The sequence below is a fragment of the Pseudomonas sp. 2835 genome (genome assembly GCF_050435905.1).
Lineage (GTDB): Bacteria > Pseudomonadota > Gammaproteobacteria > Pseudomonadales > Pseudomonadaceae > Aquipseudomonas.
Genome location: NZ_JBNDLE010000014.1, coordinates 55,870 through 72,063, shown reverse-complemented (window position 1 = coordinate 72,063; position 16,194 = coordinate 55,870). Strand labels below are relative to the sequence as shown.

Here is a 16,194-nt window from a genome sequence, read left to right as displayed (position 1 = left end):
TTGAGCGGCCTTGGGCAAGGTTTTTGCCGGGGTCTTTGAATTAAATGGACCGGCGTACTTTCCCGTCGTCCTGAACGGGGTGACTTCTGGCCTTTGAGCCACTAGAATGCTTGCCCTTGATTCTGGAGTCGGGTATCGCCGGCTAACGTCTGTGCAACGAGGAATATCCATGCAAGTTTCTGTTGAAAATACTTCTGCTCTCGAGCGCCGCATGACCATCGCCGTTCCGGCCGAGCGCGTCGAGACCGAAGTCAACAAGCGTCTGCAACAGACTGCCCGTCGCGCCAAGGTCCCAGGCTTCCGTCCTGGCAAAGTGCCGATGAGCGTGATCCGTCAGCGCTACGAAGACGCTGCCCGTCAGGAAGCCTTCGGCGACCTGGTACAGGCTTCCTTCTACGAAGCCGTGGTCGAGCAGAAGCTGAACCCGGCTGGCGCCCCTGCCGTCGAGCCAAAATCGTTCGAAAAGGGCAAAGACCTGGAATACGTCGCCATTTTCGAAGTATTCCCTGAGTTCACCGTTGCCGGTTTCGACTCGATCGCCGTTGAGCGCCTGAGCGCCGAAGTGGCTGACGCCGACCTGGACAACATGCTCGAAGTGCTGCGCAAGCAGAATGTTCGTTTCGAAGCCGCCGACCGTGCTGCCCAGAACGAAGACCAGCTGAACATCGATTTCGTTGGCAAGGTCGACGGTGAAGTGTTCGCCGGTGGTTCGGCCAAGGGTACCCAGCTGGTACTCGGTTCCGGCCGCATGATCCCAGGCTTCGAAGAAGGCCTGGTTGGCGCCAAGGCCGGTGAAGAGCGCGTTCTGAACCTGACCTTCCCCGAGGACTACCAGAACCTCGACCTGGCTGGCAAAACCGCCGAGTTCACCGTTACCGTCAACAGTGTTGCCGAGCCAAAGCTGCCTGAGCTGACCGAAGAATTCTTCGCCCAGTTCGGCATCAAGGAAGCAACCCTGGAAGGTTTCCGCACCGAAGTTCGCAAGAACATGGAGCGTGAACTGCGTCAGGCGATCAAGACCAAGGTCAAGAACCAGGTAATGGACGGCCTGCTGGCTGCCAACCCGATCGAAGTGCCGAAAGCCCTGCTGGAAAACGAAGTGAACCGCCTGCGCGTTCAAGCCGTTCAGCAGTTCGGCGGCAACATCAAGCCTGAGCAACTGCCGGCCGAACTGTTCGAAGAGCAAGCCAAGCGCCGCGTCGTGCTGGGCCTGATCGTCGCCGAAGTGGTCAAGCAGAACGAACTGAAGCCGGACGAAGACCGCGTTCGCGAGATGATTCAGGAAATGGCCTCGGCTTACCAGGAGCCTGAGCAGGTCGTGGCCTGGTACTACAAGAACGACCAGCAACTGAACGAAGTCCGTTCGGTTGTGCTGGAAGAACAAGTTGTGGATACTGTTCTGCAGAAAGCGACTGTGACCGATAAATCGGTCTCGTACGAAGAAGCCGTAAAACCAGCCCAGGCACCTGCCGCTGCTGAGTAATACGCCAGCTTTGTAGGAAAACACCACAAGCCAGCCTTCGAGCTGGCTTGTGCGTATTCAAGACATGACTATTTGGGAGTGAGTGCAGGACATGTCCCGCAATTCTTATTATCAGCAGAGCTCTGACATCCAGGCCGCAGGCGGCCTGGTCCCGATGGTTATCGAGCAATCCGCTCGTGGCGAACGCGCCTACGACATCTACTCGCGCCTTCTCAAGGAGCGGGTGATCTTCCTGGTCGGCCCGGTAGAGGACTACATGGCCAACCTGGTTGCGGCGCAGATGCTGTTCCTTGAAGCGGAAAACCCGGACAAGGATATCCATCTCTACATCAACTCGCCGGGCGGTTCGGTGACTGCCGGCATGTCGATCTACGACACCATGCAGTTCATCAAGCCGGACGTCTCGACCATCTGCATCGGCCAGGCCTGCAGCATGGGCGCCTTCCTGCTGGCCGCCGGTGCCAAGGGCAAGCGTCACTGCCTGCCGAACTCGCGGGTGATGATTCACCAGCCACTGGGCGGTTTCCAGGGTCAGGCCACGGATATCGAGATCCACGCCAAGGAAATCCTGTCCATCAAGTCGCGTCTGAACGAGCTGCTGGCCTACCACACCGGCCAGGATCTGGAGACCATCAAGCGTGATACCGAGCGCGACAATTTCATGAGCGCCGAGCGCGCAGCCGAATACGGCCTGATCGACTCGGTCTACGACAAGCGGCAACTGGCCTCCTGAATCCGGGTGCCAGAGCAGGCGGGCGTGTAATGCGCCTACCTGCGGACTTGAAAAAGCCCGCAATTGCCTTCATCTTGTGTTGCAAGCCTACCGGATTGGATCGATCGAATGACTGACACCCGTAACGGCGAGGACAACGGCAAATTGCTCTATTGCTCCTTCTGCGGCAAAAGCCAGCACGAAGTGCGCAAGTTGATTGCCGGCCCCTCGGTATTTATCTGCGACGAGTGCGTCGACCTGTGCAATGACATCATCCGTGAGGAGGTGCAGGAAGCCCAGGCCGAGAGCAGCGCGCATAAACTGCCTTCGCCGAAAGAAATCAGCACCATCCTGGACCAGTACGTCATTGGTCAGGAGCGTGCGAAAAAGGTATTGGCCGTAGCGGTGTACAACCACTACAAGCGCCTGAACCAACGCGACAAGAAGAACGACGACGTCGAGCTCGGCAAGAGTAACATCCTGCTGATCGGTCCGACGGGCTCGGGTAAGACCCTGCTCGCCGAAACCCTCGCGCGTCTGTTGAATGTACCGTTCACCATCGCCGATGCCACCACCCTGACCGAAGCCGGTTACGTGGGTGAAGACGTCGAGAACATCATTCAAAAACTGCTGCAAAAGTGCGACTACGACGTGGAAAAGGCCCAGATGGGCATTGTCTACATCGACGAAATCGACAAGATCTCGCGCAAGTCGGACAACCCGTCCATCACCCGTGACGTCTCGGGCGAGGGCGTGCAGCAGGCGCTGCTCAAGCTGATCGAAGGCACGGTTGCCTCGGTACCGCCGCAAGGTGGCCGCAAGCACCCGCAGCAGGAATTCCTGCAGGTCGATACGCGTAACATCCTGTTTATCTGTGGCGGTGCGTTCTCGGGCCTCGAAAAGGTCATCCAGGCGCGTTCCACCCGCGGCGGCATCGGCTTTGGTGCCGAAGTACGCAGCAAGCAGGAAGGCAAGAAGGTTGGCGAGTCGCTGCGTGAAGTCGAGCCTGACGATCTGGTCAAGTTCGGTCTGATCCCGGAATTCGTCGGTCGTCTGCCGGTTCTGGCAACCCTCGACGAGCTGGACGAAGCTGCCTTGATGCAGATTCTGACCGAGCCGAAGAACGCCCTGACCAAGCAGTACGCCAAGCTGTTCGAAATGGAAGGCGTGGACCTGGAGTTCCGCAGCGATGCGCTCAAATCCGTGGCCCGCAAGGCCCTGGAGCGCAAGACCGGGGCCCGTGGCCTGCGTTCGATCCTCGAAGGCATCCTGCTCGACACCATGTACGAGATTCCTTCGCAGAAGGATGTCAGCAAGGTGGTGATCGACGAGAGCGTCATCGATGGCTCCTCGCAGCCGCTGTTGATCTACGAGAACAGCGAGCCGCAAGCCAAGGCTGCACCCGACGTCTGAGTCGCCACGCGGCTCGATTCAAGCAAGGGGCCTTCGGGCCCCTTTGCTTTTCCTGTCGCAGAGCTTGTTTTTTTGCGGGCCTGCCCCCACATTAACTCCACGCTCAAATTCCATCGGTTTCCGGCCATAAGGCCGCTGTAGAGGCGAAATCATGAAGACCACCCTCGACTTGCCTCTCCTGCCATTGCGCGATGTCGTCGTCTATCCGCACATGGTCATCCCACTGTTCGTGGGGCGCGAGAAGTCCATCGAGGCCCTTGAGGCCGCGATGACGGGCGAGAAGCAGATCCTCCTGCTGGCCCAGAAGAACCCCGCTGACGACGATCCAGGCGAAGATGCCCTGTACCGCGTCGGTACCATTGCCACCGTCCTGCAACTGCTGAAACTGCCCGATGGCACCGTCAAGGTGCTGGTCGAGGGTGAACAGCGCGGTGCGGTCGAGCGTTTCAACGAAGTCGACGGCCACATTCGTGCCGAGGTTTCGCTGATTGACGAGTCCCAGGCCGCCGAGCGCGAGTCTGAAGTGTTCGTTCGCAGCTTGCTGTCACAATTTGAACAATACGTTCAGCTGGGCAAGAAAGTCCCGGCTGAAGTCCTGTCGTCGCTCAACAGCATCGACGAACCTGGACGTCTGGTCGACACCATGGCAGCGCACATGGCGCTGAAGATCGAGCAGAAGCAGGAAATCCTCGAGATCCTCGACCTGTCGGCCCGTGTCGAACACGTGCTGGCGCTGCTGGATGCCGAAATCGACCTGCTGCAGGTCGAGAAGCGTATCCGTGGCCGGGTCAAGAAGCAGATGGAGCGCAGCCAGCGCGAGTACTACCTGAATGAGCAGATGAAGGCCATTCAGAAAGAGCTCGGCGACAGCGAAGAAGGTCACAACGAAGTCGAAGAGCTTAAAAAGCGTCTCGACGCCGCCGGCCTGCCAAAGGATGCCTACGCCAAGGCCCAGGCCGAGCTGAACAAGCTCAAGCAAATGTCGCCGATGTCGGCTGAAGCCACCGTGGTGCGCTCGTACCTCGACTGGCTGGTGCAGGTGCCGTGGAAGGCGCAGAGCAAGGTGCGCCTGGACCTGGCCAAGGCCGAGGAAATCCTCGATGCCGACCACTACGGCCTGGAAGAGGTCAAGGAGCGCATCCTTGAGTACCTCGCCGTGCAAAAACGGGTGAAAAAGATCCGTGGCCCGGTGTTGTGCCTGGTAGGGCCGCCTGGCGTGGGTAAAACCTCGCTGGCCGAGTCGATCGCCAGTGCCACCAACCGCAAGTTCGTGCGCATGGCCCTGGGTGGCGTGCGTGACGAGGCCGAGATCCGCGGCCACCGCCGTACGTACATCGGTTCGATGCCTGGTCGCCTGATTCAGAAGATGACCAAGGTTGGCGTACGCAATCCGCTGTTCCTGCTTGACGAAATCGACAAGATGGGCAGCGACATGCGTGGCGATCCGGCCTCGGCGCTGCTGGAAGTACTCGACCCCGAGCAGAACCACAATTTCAACGATCATTACCTTGAAGTCGACTACGACCTCTCGGACGTGATGTTCCTCTGCACCTCCAACTCGATGAACATCCCGCCAGCGTTGCTGGACCGCATGGAAGTCATCCGTCTGCCGGGCTACACCGAGGACGAGAAGATCAACATCGCGGTCAAGTACCTGTCGCCCAAGCAGATCAAGGCCAACGGCCTGAAGAAGGGCGAGCTGGAGATCGATGTTTCGGCGATACGCGACATCATTCGCTACTACACCCGCGAAGCCGGTGTGCGGGGCCTGGAGCGCCAGATCGCGAAGATCTGCCGCAAGGTCGTCAAGGAGCACGCCGGCCTCAAGCAGGTCGCGGTGAAGGTCACTGGCGAGCAGCTCGAGCACTACCTGGGCGTGCGCAAGTACCGCTACGGTCTGGCCGAGCAGCAGGATCAGGTCGGCCAGGTCACGGGCCTGGCCTGGACCCAGGTGGGTGGCGAGCTGCTGACCATCGAAGCGGCGGTGATTCCGGGCAAGGGTCAGTTGATCAAGACCGGCTCGCTCGGCGACGTGATGGTCGAGTCCATCACTGCCGCGCAAACCGTGGTGCGCAGCCGAGCCCGTAGCCTGGGCATTCCTGCGGACTTCCACGAGAAGCGCGACACCCACATTCACATGCCCGAAGGCGCTACGCCCAAGGACGGTCCAAGTGCCGGTATCGGCATGTGCACTGCCCTGGTCTCGGCCCTGACCCAGATCCCTGTGCGTGCCGATGTAGCCATGACCGGTGAAATTACCTTGCGTGGTCAGGTGCTGGCGATTGGCGGTTTGAAGGAAAAACTGCTGGCCGCGCACCGGGGTGGAATCAAGACGGTGATCATTCCGGAAGAGAATGTGCGTGATCTGAAGGAAATTCCTGAGAATATTAAGCAGGATCTGCAGATTAAACCGGTCAAATGGATTGACGAAGTCCTCCAAATTGCGCTGCAATACGCCCCGGAGCCCTTGCCCGATGTGGCTCCGGAGATTGTCGCCAAGGATGAAAAGCGCGACAGCGATTCCAAGGAAAGAATCAGCACACATTAGTACGTATTTGGCTGGGGGGCTTTCTTGACAGTATTTTCAGGCCCTTGTTATAAAGCGGCACTTAAATGTCAACAGGCCACCCAGCGCTCGTTTAGCTTTTCATTACATACTTAGAAACAAACTCAATAGAGATATAAGGGGACTTAGAGTGAACAAGTCGGAACTGATTGACGCTATCGCCGCATCTGCTGATATTTCGAAAGCTAGCGCTGGCAAAGCGCTGGACGCAGTAATCGAATCCGTCACCGGCGCCCTGAAGGCAGGTGACTCCGTGGTACTGGTAGGTTTCGGTACCTTCTCCGTCACCGACCGCCCAGCTCGCACCGGCCGCAACCCGCAAACCGGCAAGACTCTGGAAATCCCTGCCGCCAAGAAGCCTGGCTTCAAGGCTGGCAAGGCACTGAAAGAAGCCGTCAACTAAGTCGCTTCCTTCAGGCTCACGCCTAACCGAGCTGGGCTAACGCCTGGCCCGGCTGCCGAGCGCCGGGAGGCCTGATACCAGGTTCCCGGCGCTCGGCCAGTTACGAGAAGGCGCATCCTCGGATGCGCCTTTCTTCTATCAGGACTCTACCCACGCTCCACGGTTGGTTTATTCAGTACAACCGTTTCTGGGGGACGCATGCTGCAGAATATCAGGGACAATTCACAAGGTTGGATTGCCAAGACCATCATCGGTGTCATCGTAGCCTTGATGGCACTGACCGGCTTCGATGCCATCTTCCAGGCCACCACCCACAGCCAGGACGCTGCCAAGGTCAATGGCGACAAGATCAGCCAGAACGAGCTGAGCCAGGCCGTCGACATGCAACGTCGGCAGCTGATGCAACAGCTGGGCAAGGACTTCGATCCGGCCATGCTCAACGAGCAAATGCTCCGTGAAGCCGCGCTCAAGGGGCTGATCGATCGCAAGTTGCTGCTTCAGGGCGCTGAAGACGCCAAGTTCGCTTTCTCGGAAGCTGCCCTCGACCAACTGATCCTGCAAACCCCTGAGTTCCAGGTGGACGGCAAGTTCAGCCCCGAGCGCTTCGACCAGGTCATTCGCCAGATGGGCTATGGCCGTCTGCAATTCCGCGAAATGCTGGCCCAGGAAATGCTCATCGGCCAATTGCGCACTGGCCTTGCCGGCAGCGGTTTTGTCACCGACGACCAGGTTGATGCTTTCGCCCGTCTGGAAAAACAGACCCGTGATTTCGCTTCGCTGACCTTCAAGGTCGACCCGGCCGCGGTCAAGGTTACCGACGAGCAGATCAAGGCGCACTACGACGAACACGCCAAGGAATTCATGAGCCCCGATCAGGTCGTCATCGACTACATCGAGCTGAAGAAGTCCGCGTTCTTCGACCAGGTTGAGGTCAACCAGGACGAACTCAAGGCGCTGTACGAGAAAGAAATCGCCAACCTCGCCGAGCAGCGCCATGCCGCGCACATTCTTGTCGAAATCAACGACAAGGTGAACGAGGGGCAGGCCAAGGCCAAGATCGAAGAGATCCAGGCACGCCTGGCCAAGGGCGAAGACTTTGCCTCCCTGGCCAGGGAGTTCTCCCAGGATCCGGGCTCGGCCAGCAGCGGCGGTGACCTTGGTTATGCCGGCCAGGGCGTCTATGACCCAGCCTTTGAAGATGCGCTGTATACGCTGAACAAGGGCCAGGTCTCGGGCCCGGTACGCACCGAATACGGTTTCCACCTGATCAAGCTGCTCGATGTGCAGGCACCTGAAGTGCCAAGCTTCGACAGCCTGAAAGACAAGCTGACCCGCGAGCTGAAAACCCAGCAGGTCGAACAGCGCTTTGTCGAAGTGACCAAGCAGCTGGAAGACTCGGCATTCGAAGCCTCCGACCTGGCCCAGCCGGCTCAGGAACTGGGCCTGAAGGTGCATACCTCGCCAGCGTTCGGTCGTGAAGGCGGCGAAGGCATCACGGCCAACCGCGCTGTGATCCAGGCTGCGTTCAGCACCGAAGTGCTGGAAGAAGGCTCCAACAGCACGGCGATCGAGCTGGATCCGGAAACCATCGTGGTGCTGCGCGTCAAGGAACACCGCAAACCTGAGCAACTGGGCCTTGAAGTGGTCTCCGAGAGCATTCGCAAGCACCTGGCCAAAGAGCAGGCGACTGCTGCCCTGAAGACCAGGGCCGATGCCCTGATCGCCGGTCTGCGTGATGGCAAGATTGCCCTGGCGGCAAGCCAGGACGGTCAGGCCTGGAAGGTTCAGGAGGCGGTATCGCGCAGCCAGGACGGTATCGACCCGGTCGAGCTGCAGGCACTGTTCCGCATGAGCAAGCCTGAAGCCAAGGACAAGCCGGTGTACGCCAGCGTCACCCTTAACGACGGTAGCCTCGTGGTACTGCGCCTGAGCGGCGTCAACGAAGGCACAGCGGCTACTGAAGAAGAGAAAGCGAGCTACCGCCGCTTCCTCGCTTCGCGCGCCGGCCAGCAAGACTTTGCGGCGTACCGCAAGCAGCTGGAAGCCAAAGCGGATATCACTCGTTACTGAGTGCTGGATGCTTGAAACAGAAAAGGCCGCTGATGCGGCCTTTTCTGTTTTCATCGCGGGGCAAGTCGGGTCGCCGCACCGCCGCTCCCACCGGTTTGTAGGCGCGGGCTTGCCCCGCGAAGAGGCTACTGAACGGCAGATGGCGCCAGAAAAGCCGCCTCAAGCAACTGGCGGGTATACGGATGCTGCGGGTCGGCAAAGATATCCGCCGCCACCCCTTGCTCCACTACCTGGCCCTGTTTGACCACCATCAACTGGTGGCTGAGCGCCTTGACCACCGCCAGGTCGTGGCTGATGAACAGGTAGGTGAGGTTGTACTTGCTCTGCAATGAGCGCAGCAGCTCGACCACCTGGCGCTGCACGGTTCGGTCCAGGGCCGAGGTCGGCTCATCGAGCAGGATAAGTGCCGGTTTGAGCACCAGTGCCCGGGCAATGGCGATGCGCTGGCGTTGGCCGCCAGAGAACTCGTGCGGGTAACGATGCCGCGCCTGCGGATCGAGCCCGACCTCCTGCAAGGCGGCAATGATCGCCTGTTCCTGCTCGGCGGCGCTGCCCATGCGGTGGATGCGCAGGCCTTCACCGACGATGTCGCTGACGCACATGCGCGGGCTTAGGCTGCCGAACGGGTCCTGGAAAACCACCTGCATCTGCCGGCGTAGCGGACGTACCTGCTGCTGGGTCAGGTGCTCGAGGTTGGTGCCCTGGAAGCGGATGCTGCCCTGGCTGCCGAGCAGGCGCAGGATCGCCAGGCCCAGGGTCGACTTGCCCGAGCCGCTCTCGCCAACGATGCCCAGGGTCTGGCCCTGAGGCAGGTCGAAGTTGATGCCGTCGACTGCCTTGACGTAATCGACGGTGCGCCGCAACAGCCCCTTCTTGATCGGGAACCACACGCGCAGGTCTTCAACCTGCAGCATCGGCGCGCCGGGCGGGTTGCCGGCCGGGCCGCCGCTGGGCTCGGCACCGAGGAGCATCTGCGTGTAGGGGTGCTTGGGGTGGCGGAACAGTTCTTCACAGTCGGCTTGCTCGACGATCTGGCCCTTTTGCATCACGCAAACCCGGTGGGCAATGCGCTTGACCAGGTTGAGGTCATGGCTGATCAGCAGCAGGGCCATGCCCAGCCGGGCCTGCAAGGATTTCAGCAGTTCGAGGATCTTCAACTGCACGGTGACGTCCAGCGCCGTGGTTGGTTCGTCGGCGATCAGCAGGTCAGGCTCGTTGGCCAGGGCCATGGCGATCATCACACGCTGCCTCTGGCCGCCTGAGAGCTCGTGTGGCAGCGCTTTGAGGCGCTTGTGCGGCTCGGGTATGCCGACCATCGCCAGAAGCTCCAGGGTGCGCTCAGTGGCCGCCTTGCCGCGCAAGCCCTTGTGCAGCAGGAGGATCTCGTTGATCTGCTTTTCAATGTTGTGCAACGGGTTGAGCGAGGTCATCGGCTCCTGGAAGATCATCGCTACACGGTTGCCGCGAATGCGCCGCATCTTTTTCTCGTCGAGGCTCAGCAGGTCGTGCCCCTCGAACTGGATGCTGCCGCTCGGGTGCCGGGCAAGCGGGTAGGGCAGCAGGCGCAGGATCGAGTGCGCCGTCACCGACTTGCCCGAACCGCTTTCGCCGACCAGGGCCAGGGTTTCTCCGCGGCGGATGTCGAAGCTGACGCCTTCGACTACTCGCTGGCATTGATCGCCGGTGACGAACTCGACGGCCAGGTCGCGGACTTCGATCAAGGTTTCCTTGCTCATGTCATTTCCTCGGGTCGAAGGCATCGCGGGCGGACTCGCCGATAAACACCAGCAGGCTGAGCATCAATGCCAGCACGGCAAAGGCACTCATGCCCAGCCAGGGCGCTTGCAGGTTGGACTTGCCCTGGGCCACCAGTTCGCCCAGCGATGGTGCACCGGGCGGCAGGCCGAAGCCGAGGAAGTCCAGGGCGGTCAGGGTGCCGATGGCGCCTGTGAGAATGAACGGCATGAAGGTCATGGTCGAAATCATCGCGTTGGGCAGGATGTGCCGGTACATGATCGCGCCGTTCTGCATGCCCAGCGCGCGCGCCGCGCGCACGTATTCAAGGTTGCGCCCGCGCAGGAACTCGGCGCGTACCACATCCACCAGGCTCATCCATGAGAACAGCAGCATGATCCCCAGCAGCCACCAGAAGTTCGGTTGCACGAAGCTTGCGAGGATGATCAGCAGGTACAGCACCGGCAGCCCCGACCAGATTTCCAGGAAGCGCTGCCCGGCCAGGTCCACCCAGCCGCCGTAAAAGCCCTGCAGGGCGCCGGCGATCACGCCGATGATCGAGCTGAGGATGGTCAGGGTCAGGGCAAACAGCACCGAGATACGAAAACCATAGATGACCCGCGCCAGCACGTCGCGGCCCTGGTCGTCGGTGCCCAGCCAGTTCTGCGCCGACGGCGGGGCGGGTGCCGGGACCTTGAGGTCGTAGTTGATGCTCTGGTAGCTGAACGGAATCGGTGCCCACAGCACGAAGCTGTCCTTGGCGGCGAGCAGTTCGCGGATGTACGGGCTCTTGTAGTTGGCTTCCAGCGGGAACTCGCCGCCGAAGGTGGTTTCCGGGTAGCGCTTGAGCGCCGGGAAATACCATTCACCGTCGTAGCGCACGGCCAGGGGCTTGTCGTTGGCGATCAGTTCGGCGCCCAGGCTCAGGCCGAACAGGATCAGGAACAGCCACAGCGACCACCAGCCGCGGCGGTTGGCCTTGAAGCGCTCGAAGCGCCGGCGATTCAGAGGTGACAGGTTCATCTCAGTGCTCCCGGCTGTCGAAGTCGATACGTGGGTCGACCAAGGTGTAGGTCAGGTCGCCGATCAGCTTCACCACCAGCCCGAGCAGGGTGAAGATGAACAGGGTGCCGAATACCACCGGGTAGTCGCGGTTGATCGCCGCCTCGAAACTCATCAGGCCCAGGCCGTCGAGGGAGAAGATCACTTCGATCAGCAGGGAACCGGTGAAGAAGATGCCGATGAACGCCGAAGGAAATCCGGCGATCACCAGCAGCATGGCGTTGCGAAACACATGGCCGTAAAGCACGCGGTTGGGGCTCAGGCCCTTGGCCTTGGCGGTGACCACGTACTGCTTGTTGATCTCGTCGAGGAAGCTGTTCTTGGTCAGCAGGGTCATGGTCGCGAAGTTGCCGATCACCAGGGCGGTGACCGGCAGCACCAGGTGCCAGAAGTAGTCGAGCAGCTTGCCGGCGGTGCTCAGCTCGTCGAAGTTGTTCGACGTCAGGCCGCGCAACGGGAACCAGTCCAGGTAGCTGCCACCAGCAAACAGCACGATCAGCAGGATGGCGAACAGGAACGCCGGAATGGCGTAACCGATGATGATCGCCGAGCTGGTCCAGATATCGAAATGGCTGCCGTGGCGGGTGGCCTTGGCAATGCCCAGGGGGATCGACACCAGGTACATGATCAGCGTGCTCCACAACCCCAGGGAGATCGACACCGGCATCTTCTCGACGATCAGGTCGATGACCTTGGCGTCACGGAAGAAACTGTCGCCAAAATCCAGGTGGGCGTAGTTTTTGATCATGATCCACAAGCGTTCCGGCGCCGACTTGTCGAAGCCGTACATCTGCTCGATTTCCTTGATCAGGGCCGGGTCCAGGCCCTGGGCACCGCGGTAGTTGGAGCCGGCTACCGAGACTTCGGCGCCACCACCGGCAATCCGGCTGGTGGCGCCCTCGAAGCCTTCGAGCTTGGCGATCATCTGCTCGACCGGACCGCCGGGGGCGGCCTGGATGATGATGAAGTTGATGATCAATATGCCCAGCAGGGTCGGAATGATCAGCAGCAAACGGCGAAAGATGTAGGCCAGCATGCTATTTCGCCCCTTCGGCCGCTTGCGCTTCGGGTGCCGGGGTCAGCGGCACCACCGGTTCGACATCCGGCTTGATCCACCAGGTGTTGATGCCGATGTCGTATTTGGGCGACACCTTGGGGTGGCCGATGTGGTTCCAGTAGGCCACGCGCCAGGTCTTGATGTGCCAGTTGGGGATCACGTAAAAACCCCATTGCAGCACCCGGTCCAGGGCGCGCGAGTGCTCGATCAGGCTTTGCCGCGAATCGGCATTGATCAGTTGCTCGACCAGCGTATCGATGGCCGGGTCTTTCAGGCCGATGAAGTTTCGGCTGCCGGGATTGTCGGCGGCGGCGCTCTGCCAGAACTCGCGTTGCTCGTTGCCCGGCGAGTTGGACTGCGGGTAGCCACCGACGATCATGTCGAAGTCCCGCGAGCGCAGGCGGTTGATGTACTGCGAAACGTCGACGCGGCGAATCACCAGGTCGATGCCCAGGTCGGCCAGGTTGCGCTTGAACGGCAGCAGGATGCGTTCGAATTCGGTCTGCGCCAGCAGGAACTCGATCGACACCGGCTTGCCCTGGGCGTCGACCATCTTGTCATCGACGATGCGCCAGCCAGCTTCCTGCAGCAGCTTGTAGGCCTTGCGCTGTTGTTCGCGGATCATGCCGCTGCCATCGGTGACCGGGTTGGCGAAGGCCTGGGTGAACACCTGGTCGGGGATCTTGCCGCGCAACGGTTCGAGGATCTTCAGCTCGGCGTCGTCGGGCAGGCCGGTGGCGGCCATGTCGGAGTTCTCGAAGTAACTGCGGGTGCGGGTGTAGGCACCGTTGAACAGCTGCTTGTTGGTCCATTCGAAGTCCAGCAACAGGCTCAGCGCTTCACGTACCCGTACATCCTGGAACAGCGGCCGGCGGATGTTGTAGACGAAGCCCTGCATGCCGGTCGGGTTGCCGTTGGGCAGTTCTTCGAGGATCAGGCGTTTCTGCCGTACGGCCGGTACGTCGTAGGCGGTGGCCCAGCTCTTGGCGGCGGTTTCCAGGCGGTAGTCGAACTGACCGGCCTTTAGCGCTTCGAGGGTGACGGCGCTGTCGCGGTAGTAGTCGGTGGTCATCTCGTCGAAATTGTAGTAACCCCGGTTGACCGCCAGGTCCTTGCCCCAGTAGTCCTTGACCCGCTCGTAGCGGATCGAGCGCCCCGGCTTGACCTCGGCGACCTTGTACGGGCCACTGCCCAGGGGGATTTCCAGGTTGCCCTTGGTGAACTCGCGGTTTTCCCAGAAGTGCCTGGGCAGCACCGGCAACTGGCCGAGGATCAGCGGCAGCTCGCGGTTGTTGCTGTGCTTGAACTTGAACAACACCCGCTGCGGGTCTTCGGCGATCACTTCGGCGACGTCGGCGTAGTAGCCGCGGTACAGCGGTGCACCGTGCTTGATCAGGGTGTTGAAGGTGAACACCACGTCTTCGGCCTGCATCGGCTGGCCGTCATGAAAGCGTGCTTCGGGGCGCAGGTAGAAGCGCACCCAGCTGTTGTCCGGGGCTTTCTCGATCTTGCCGGCGACCAGGCCGTACTCGGTGAAAGGTTCGTCCAGGCTCTGGGTCATCAGGGTGTCGTAGATCAGGCCGATGTCATCGGCAGGGACGCCCTTGTTGATGAACGGATTGAGGCTGTCGAAGCCGCCGAAGCCGGCCTGGCGGAAGGTGCCGCCCTTGGGCGCGTCGGGGTTGACGTAGTCGAAGTGCTTGAAGCCTGCCGGGTATTTCGGCGCTTCATCGTAAAGGGTCAGCGCGTGTTGCGGTGCAGCCAGTGCCTGGCCGCCGAGGCAGGCCAGCAGCAGTGCGCAGGCCTTCAGGCGCAGGCGGGACATTGGCATCATTGGGCTTTCTCCGAAGGCTTGATCCACCAGCTGTTGAGCCCCAGGGTATAGGGCGGCGTGGCCACAAAGGCAAAGCGATTGCGGTACGCCAGGCGGTGGTTGTCGAGATACCAGTTGGGAATCATGTAGTACTGCCACAGCAGCACCCGGTCCAGGGCGCGGGCTGCGGCCACTTGGTCTTCACGACTCTGGGCGGCCAGCAGGGTGTCGAGCAGGTGATCGACCACCGGGTCTTTCACGCCAGCATAGTTCTTGCTGCCCTTGGTCGAGGCCTGGCTTGAGTGAAAGTACAGCCATTGCTCAAGGCCCGGGCTCAGGGTCTGGTTCAGGGTCATCAGAATCATGTCGAAATCGAACTGGTCCAGGCGTTGTTTGTACTGGGCCCGGTCTACGGTGCGCAAGCGCGCTTCGATGCCAATGCTGGCGAGATTTTCGACATAAGGTTGCAGGATCCGTTCAAGGTTCGGATTGACCAGTAACAATTCCAGCTTCAAGGGTTGCCCGGCGCTGTTGAGCAGGCGTTGGCCATTGAGCTTCCAGCCGGCCTGGCCGAGCAGGTCGAGGGCCTGGCGCAAGGTCTGGCGGTTGATGCCACGGCCGTCGGTGTGGCTGACCTTGTAGGGCTCGGTGAACAGCGCCGCAGGCAGTTGCTTGCGGTAAGGGGCCAGCAGCAGCCACTCCTTGCCCACCGGCAGGCCGCTGGCAGCGAAATCGCTGTTGGGGTAATAACTGCTGGCGCGCTGGTAGGCGCTGCTGAACAGGGCACGGTTGGTCCACTCGAAGTCGAGCATTAGCCCCAGTGCCTGGCGCACCCGCGCATCGCTGAAGGTCGCCCGGCGGCTGTTCATGAACAAGCCCTGGGTCTGGGTCGGGATCTTGTGCGGGATCTGTGCCTTGATCACCTCGCCGCGGCGCACCGCCGGGAAGTTGTAGCCGTTGGCCCAGTTCTTCGCCTGGTGCTCAATGTAGATGTCGAACTCGCCGGCCTTGAAGGCTTCGAAGGCCACCGCACTGTCGCGATAGAACTCGTACTCGACGCGGTCGACGTTGTACTTGCCGCGGTTGACTGCGAGGTCCTTGCCCCAATAGTTCTTCACCCGCTCGAACACCAGGCGTCGCCCGGGCTGCACCTGTGTGATGCGGTAAGGGCCACTGCCCAGCGGTGGCTCGAAGGTGGTGGCCTTGAAGTCGCGGCCTTTCCAGTAGTGCGCCGGCAGCACCGGCATCTCGCCCAGGCGCAGGATCAGCAGCGGATTACCGGCGCGCTTGAAGACGAAGCGGATGCGTCGCGGGTTGAGAATGTCGACGCGCTTTACTTCCTGCAAGTTGGTCCGGTAGATCGGATGGCCTTCCTTGAGCAGGGTGCGATAGGAGAACGCCACGTCGCTGGCGGTAATCGGCTTGCCGTCGTGAAAGCGTGCCTCGGGGCGCAAGTTGAACACCACCCAACTGCGGTCGTCGCTGTATTCGACCGAGCCTGCGATCAGGCCGTAGCTTGAGGTGGGCTCATCACCGGAGGGGTCGTACTGGCCGGTGCCGACCATCAGGGTTTCATTCAGCTCGCTCACCCCGTACTGCAAAAAGTTCGGCGTGGTGACCGGGCTTGAGCCCTTGAAAGTATAGGGGTTGAGGGTATCGAAGGTGCCAAATGCCATGGCGCGCAAGGTGCCGCCCTTGGGCGCTTGCGGATTGACCCAGTCGAAGTGGGTGAATTTGGCTGGATACTTGAGCGTGCCGAACTGGGCGTAACCGTGGCTTTCGCTGATTGTCGCGCCCGCGGGAAAGCTCAAGGCCAGGCTGAGTGACAGCAACAGGAGGGGACGTATCAAGTCGAGATCCGATCCAGGCGGCTTGGGCTTT

Annotated in this window: 11 protein-coding genes; 6 read left to right on the top strand and 5 right to left on the bottom strand. The window is 60.9% G+C overall.

Annotated features, from left to right (window positions below; genetic code table 11):
* Positions 1-169: 169 nt before the first annotated feature.
* From tig to ABIE20_RS19270, 6 genes are all read left to right on the top strand, one after another.
* The gene (tig, locus tag ABIE20_RS19295; RefSeq protein WP_429506623.1) at positions 170-1,483 is read left to right on the top strand and encodes a trigger factor; all 1,314 of its coding nucleotides are present in this window, start codon (positions 170-172) and stop codon (positions 1,481-1,483) included.
* A gap of 91 nt (positions 1,484-1,574) precedes the next feature.
* Positions 1,575-2,216 (top strand): ATP-dependent Clp endopeptidase proteolytic subunit ClpP, encoded by a 642-nt coding sequence (clpP, locus tag ABIE20_RS19290; RefSeq protein WP_010224369.1) that lies wholly within the window; start codon positions 1,575-1,577, stop codon positions 2,214-2,216.
* Between the two features lie 108 nt (positions 2,217-2,324).
* The gene (gene clpX / locus ABIE20_RS19285; protein ID WP_010224368.1) at positions 2,325-3,608 is read left to right on the top strand and encodes an ATP-dependent Clp protease ATP-binding subunit ClpX; all 1,284 of its coding nucleotides are present in this window, start codon (positions 2,325-2,327) and stop codon (positions 3,606-3,608) included.
* Positions 3,609-3,759: 151 nt separating this feature from the next.
* Positions 3,760-6,156 carry an endopeptidase La gene (lon, locus tag ABIE20_RS19280; protein ID WP_045202125.1) on the top strand — a complete coding sequence of 799 codons (2,397 nt, stop codon included), beginning with the start codon at positions 3,760-3,762 and terminating at the stop codon, positions 6,154-6,156.
* Positions 6,157-6,304: 148 nt separating this feature from the next.
* Positions 6,305-6,577 carry an HU family DNA-binding protein gene (locus ABIE20_RS19275; RefSeq protein ID WP_010224366.1) on the top strand — a complete coding sequence of 91 codons (273 nt, stop codon included), beginning with the start codon at positions 6,305-6,307 and terminating at the stop codon, positions 6,575-6,577.
* Positions 6,578-6,775: 198 nt separating this feature from the next.
* Positions 6,776-8,647 carry a SurA N-terminal domain-containing protein gene (locus tag ABIE20_RS19270; RefSeq protein WP_429506621.1) on the top strand — a complete coding sequence of 624 codons (1,872 nt, stop codon included), beginning with the start codon at positions 6,776-6,778 and terminating at the stop codon, positions 8,645-8,647.
* Between the two features lie 125 nt (positions 8,648-8,772).
* Here ABIE20_RS19270 and ABIE20_RS19265 read toward each other — a convergent pair whose 3' ends face one another.
* The 5 genes from ABIE20_RS19265 to ABIE20_RS19245 are packed head-to-tail and all read right to left on the bottom strand — an operon-like array spanning position 8,773 to position 16,160.
* The gene (locus ABIE20_RS19265; RefSeq protein WP_429506620.1) at positions 8,773-10,383 is read right to left on the bottom strand and encodes an ABC transporter ATP-binding protein; all 1,611 of its coding nucleotides are present in this window, start codon (positions 10,381-10,383) and stop codon (positions 8,773-8,775) included.
* Between the two features lies 1 nt (position 10,384).
* On the bottom strand, positions 10,385-11,404 hold the full coding sequence (locus ABIE20_RS19260; protein WP_429506618.1) for an ABC transporter permease: 1,020 nt from the start codon (positions 11,402-11,404) through the stop codon (positions 10,385-10,387).
* Position 11,405: 1 nt separating this feature from the next.
* Complete coding sequence (locus ABIE20_RS19255; protein WP_429506617.1) at positions 11,406-12,479, bottom strand: microcin C ABC transporter permease YejB; 1,074 nt, start codon at positions 12,477-12,479, stop codon at positions 11,406-11,408.
* Between the two features lies 1 nt (position 12,480).
* Positions 12,481-14,334 carry an extracellular solute-binding protein gene (locus tag ABIE20_RS19250; protein ID WP_429506616.1) on the bottom strand — a complete coding sequence of 618 codons (1,854 nt, stop codon included), beginning with the start codon at positions 14,332-14,334 and terminating at the stop codon, positions 12,481-12,483.
* Positions 14,331-16,160 (bottom strand): extracellular solute-binding protein, encoded by a 1,830-nt coding sequence (locus tag ABIE20_RS19245; RefSeq protein ID WP_429506694.1) that lies wholly within the window; start codon positions 16,158-16,160, stop codon positions 14,331-14,333. Before ABIE20_RS19245 ends, ABIE20_RS19250 begins: the two co-directional genes overlap by 4 nt.
* Positions 16,161-16,194: the final 34 nt, after the last annotated feature.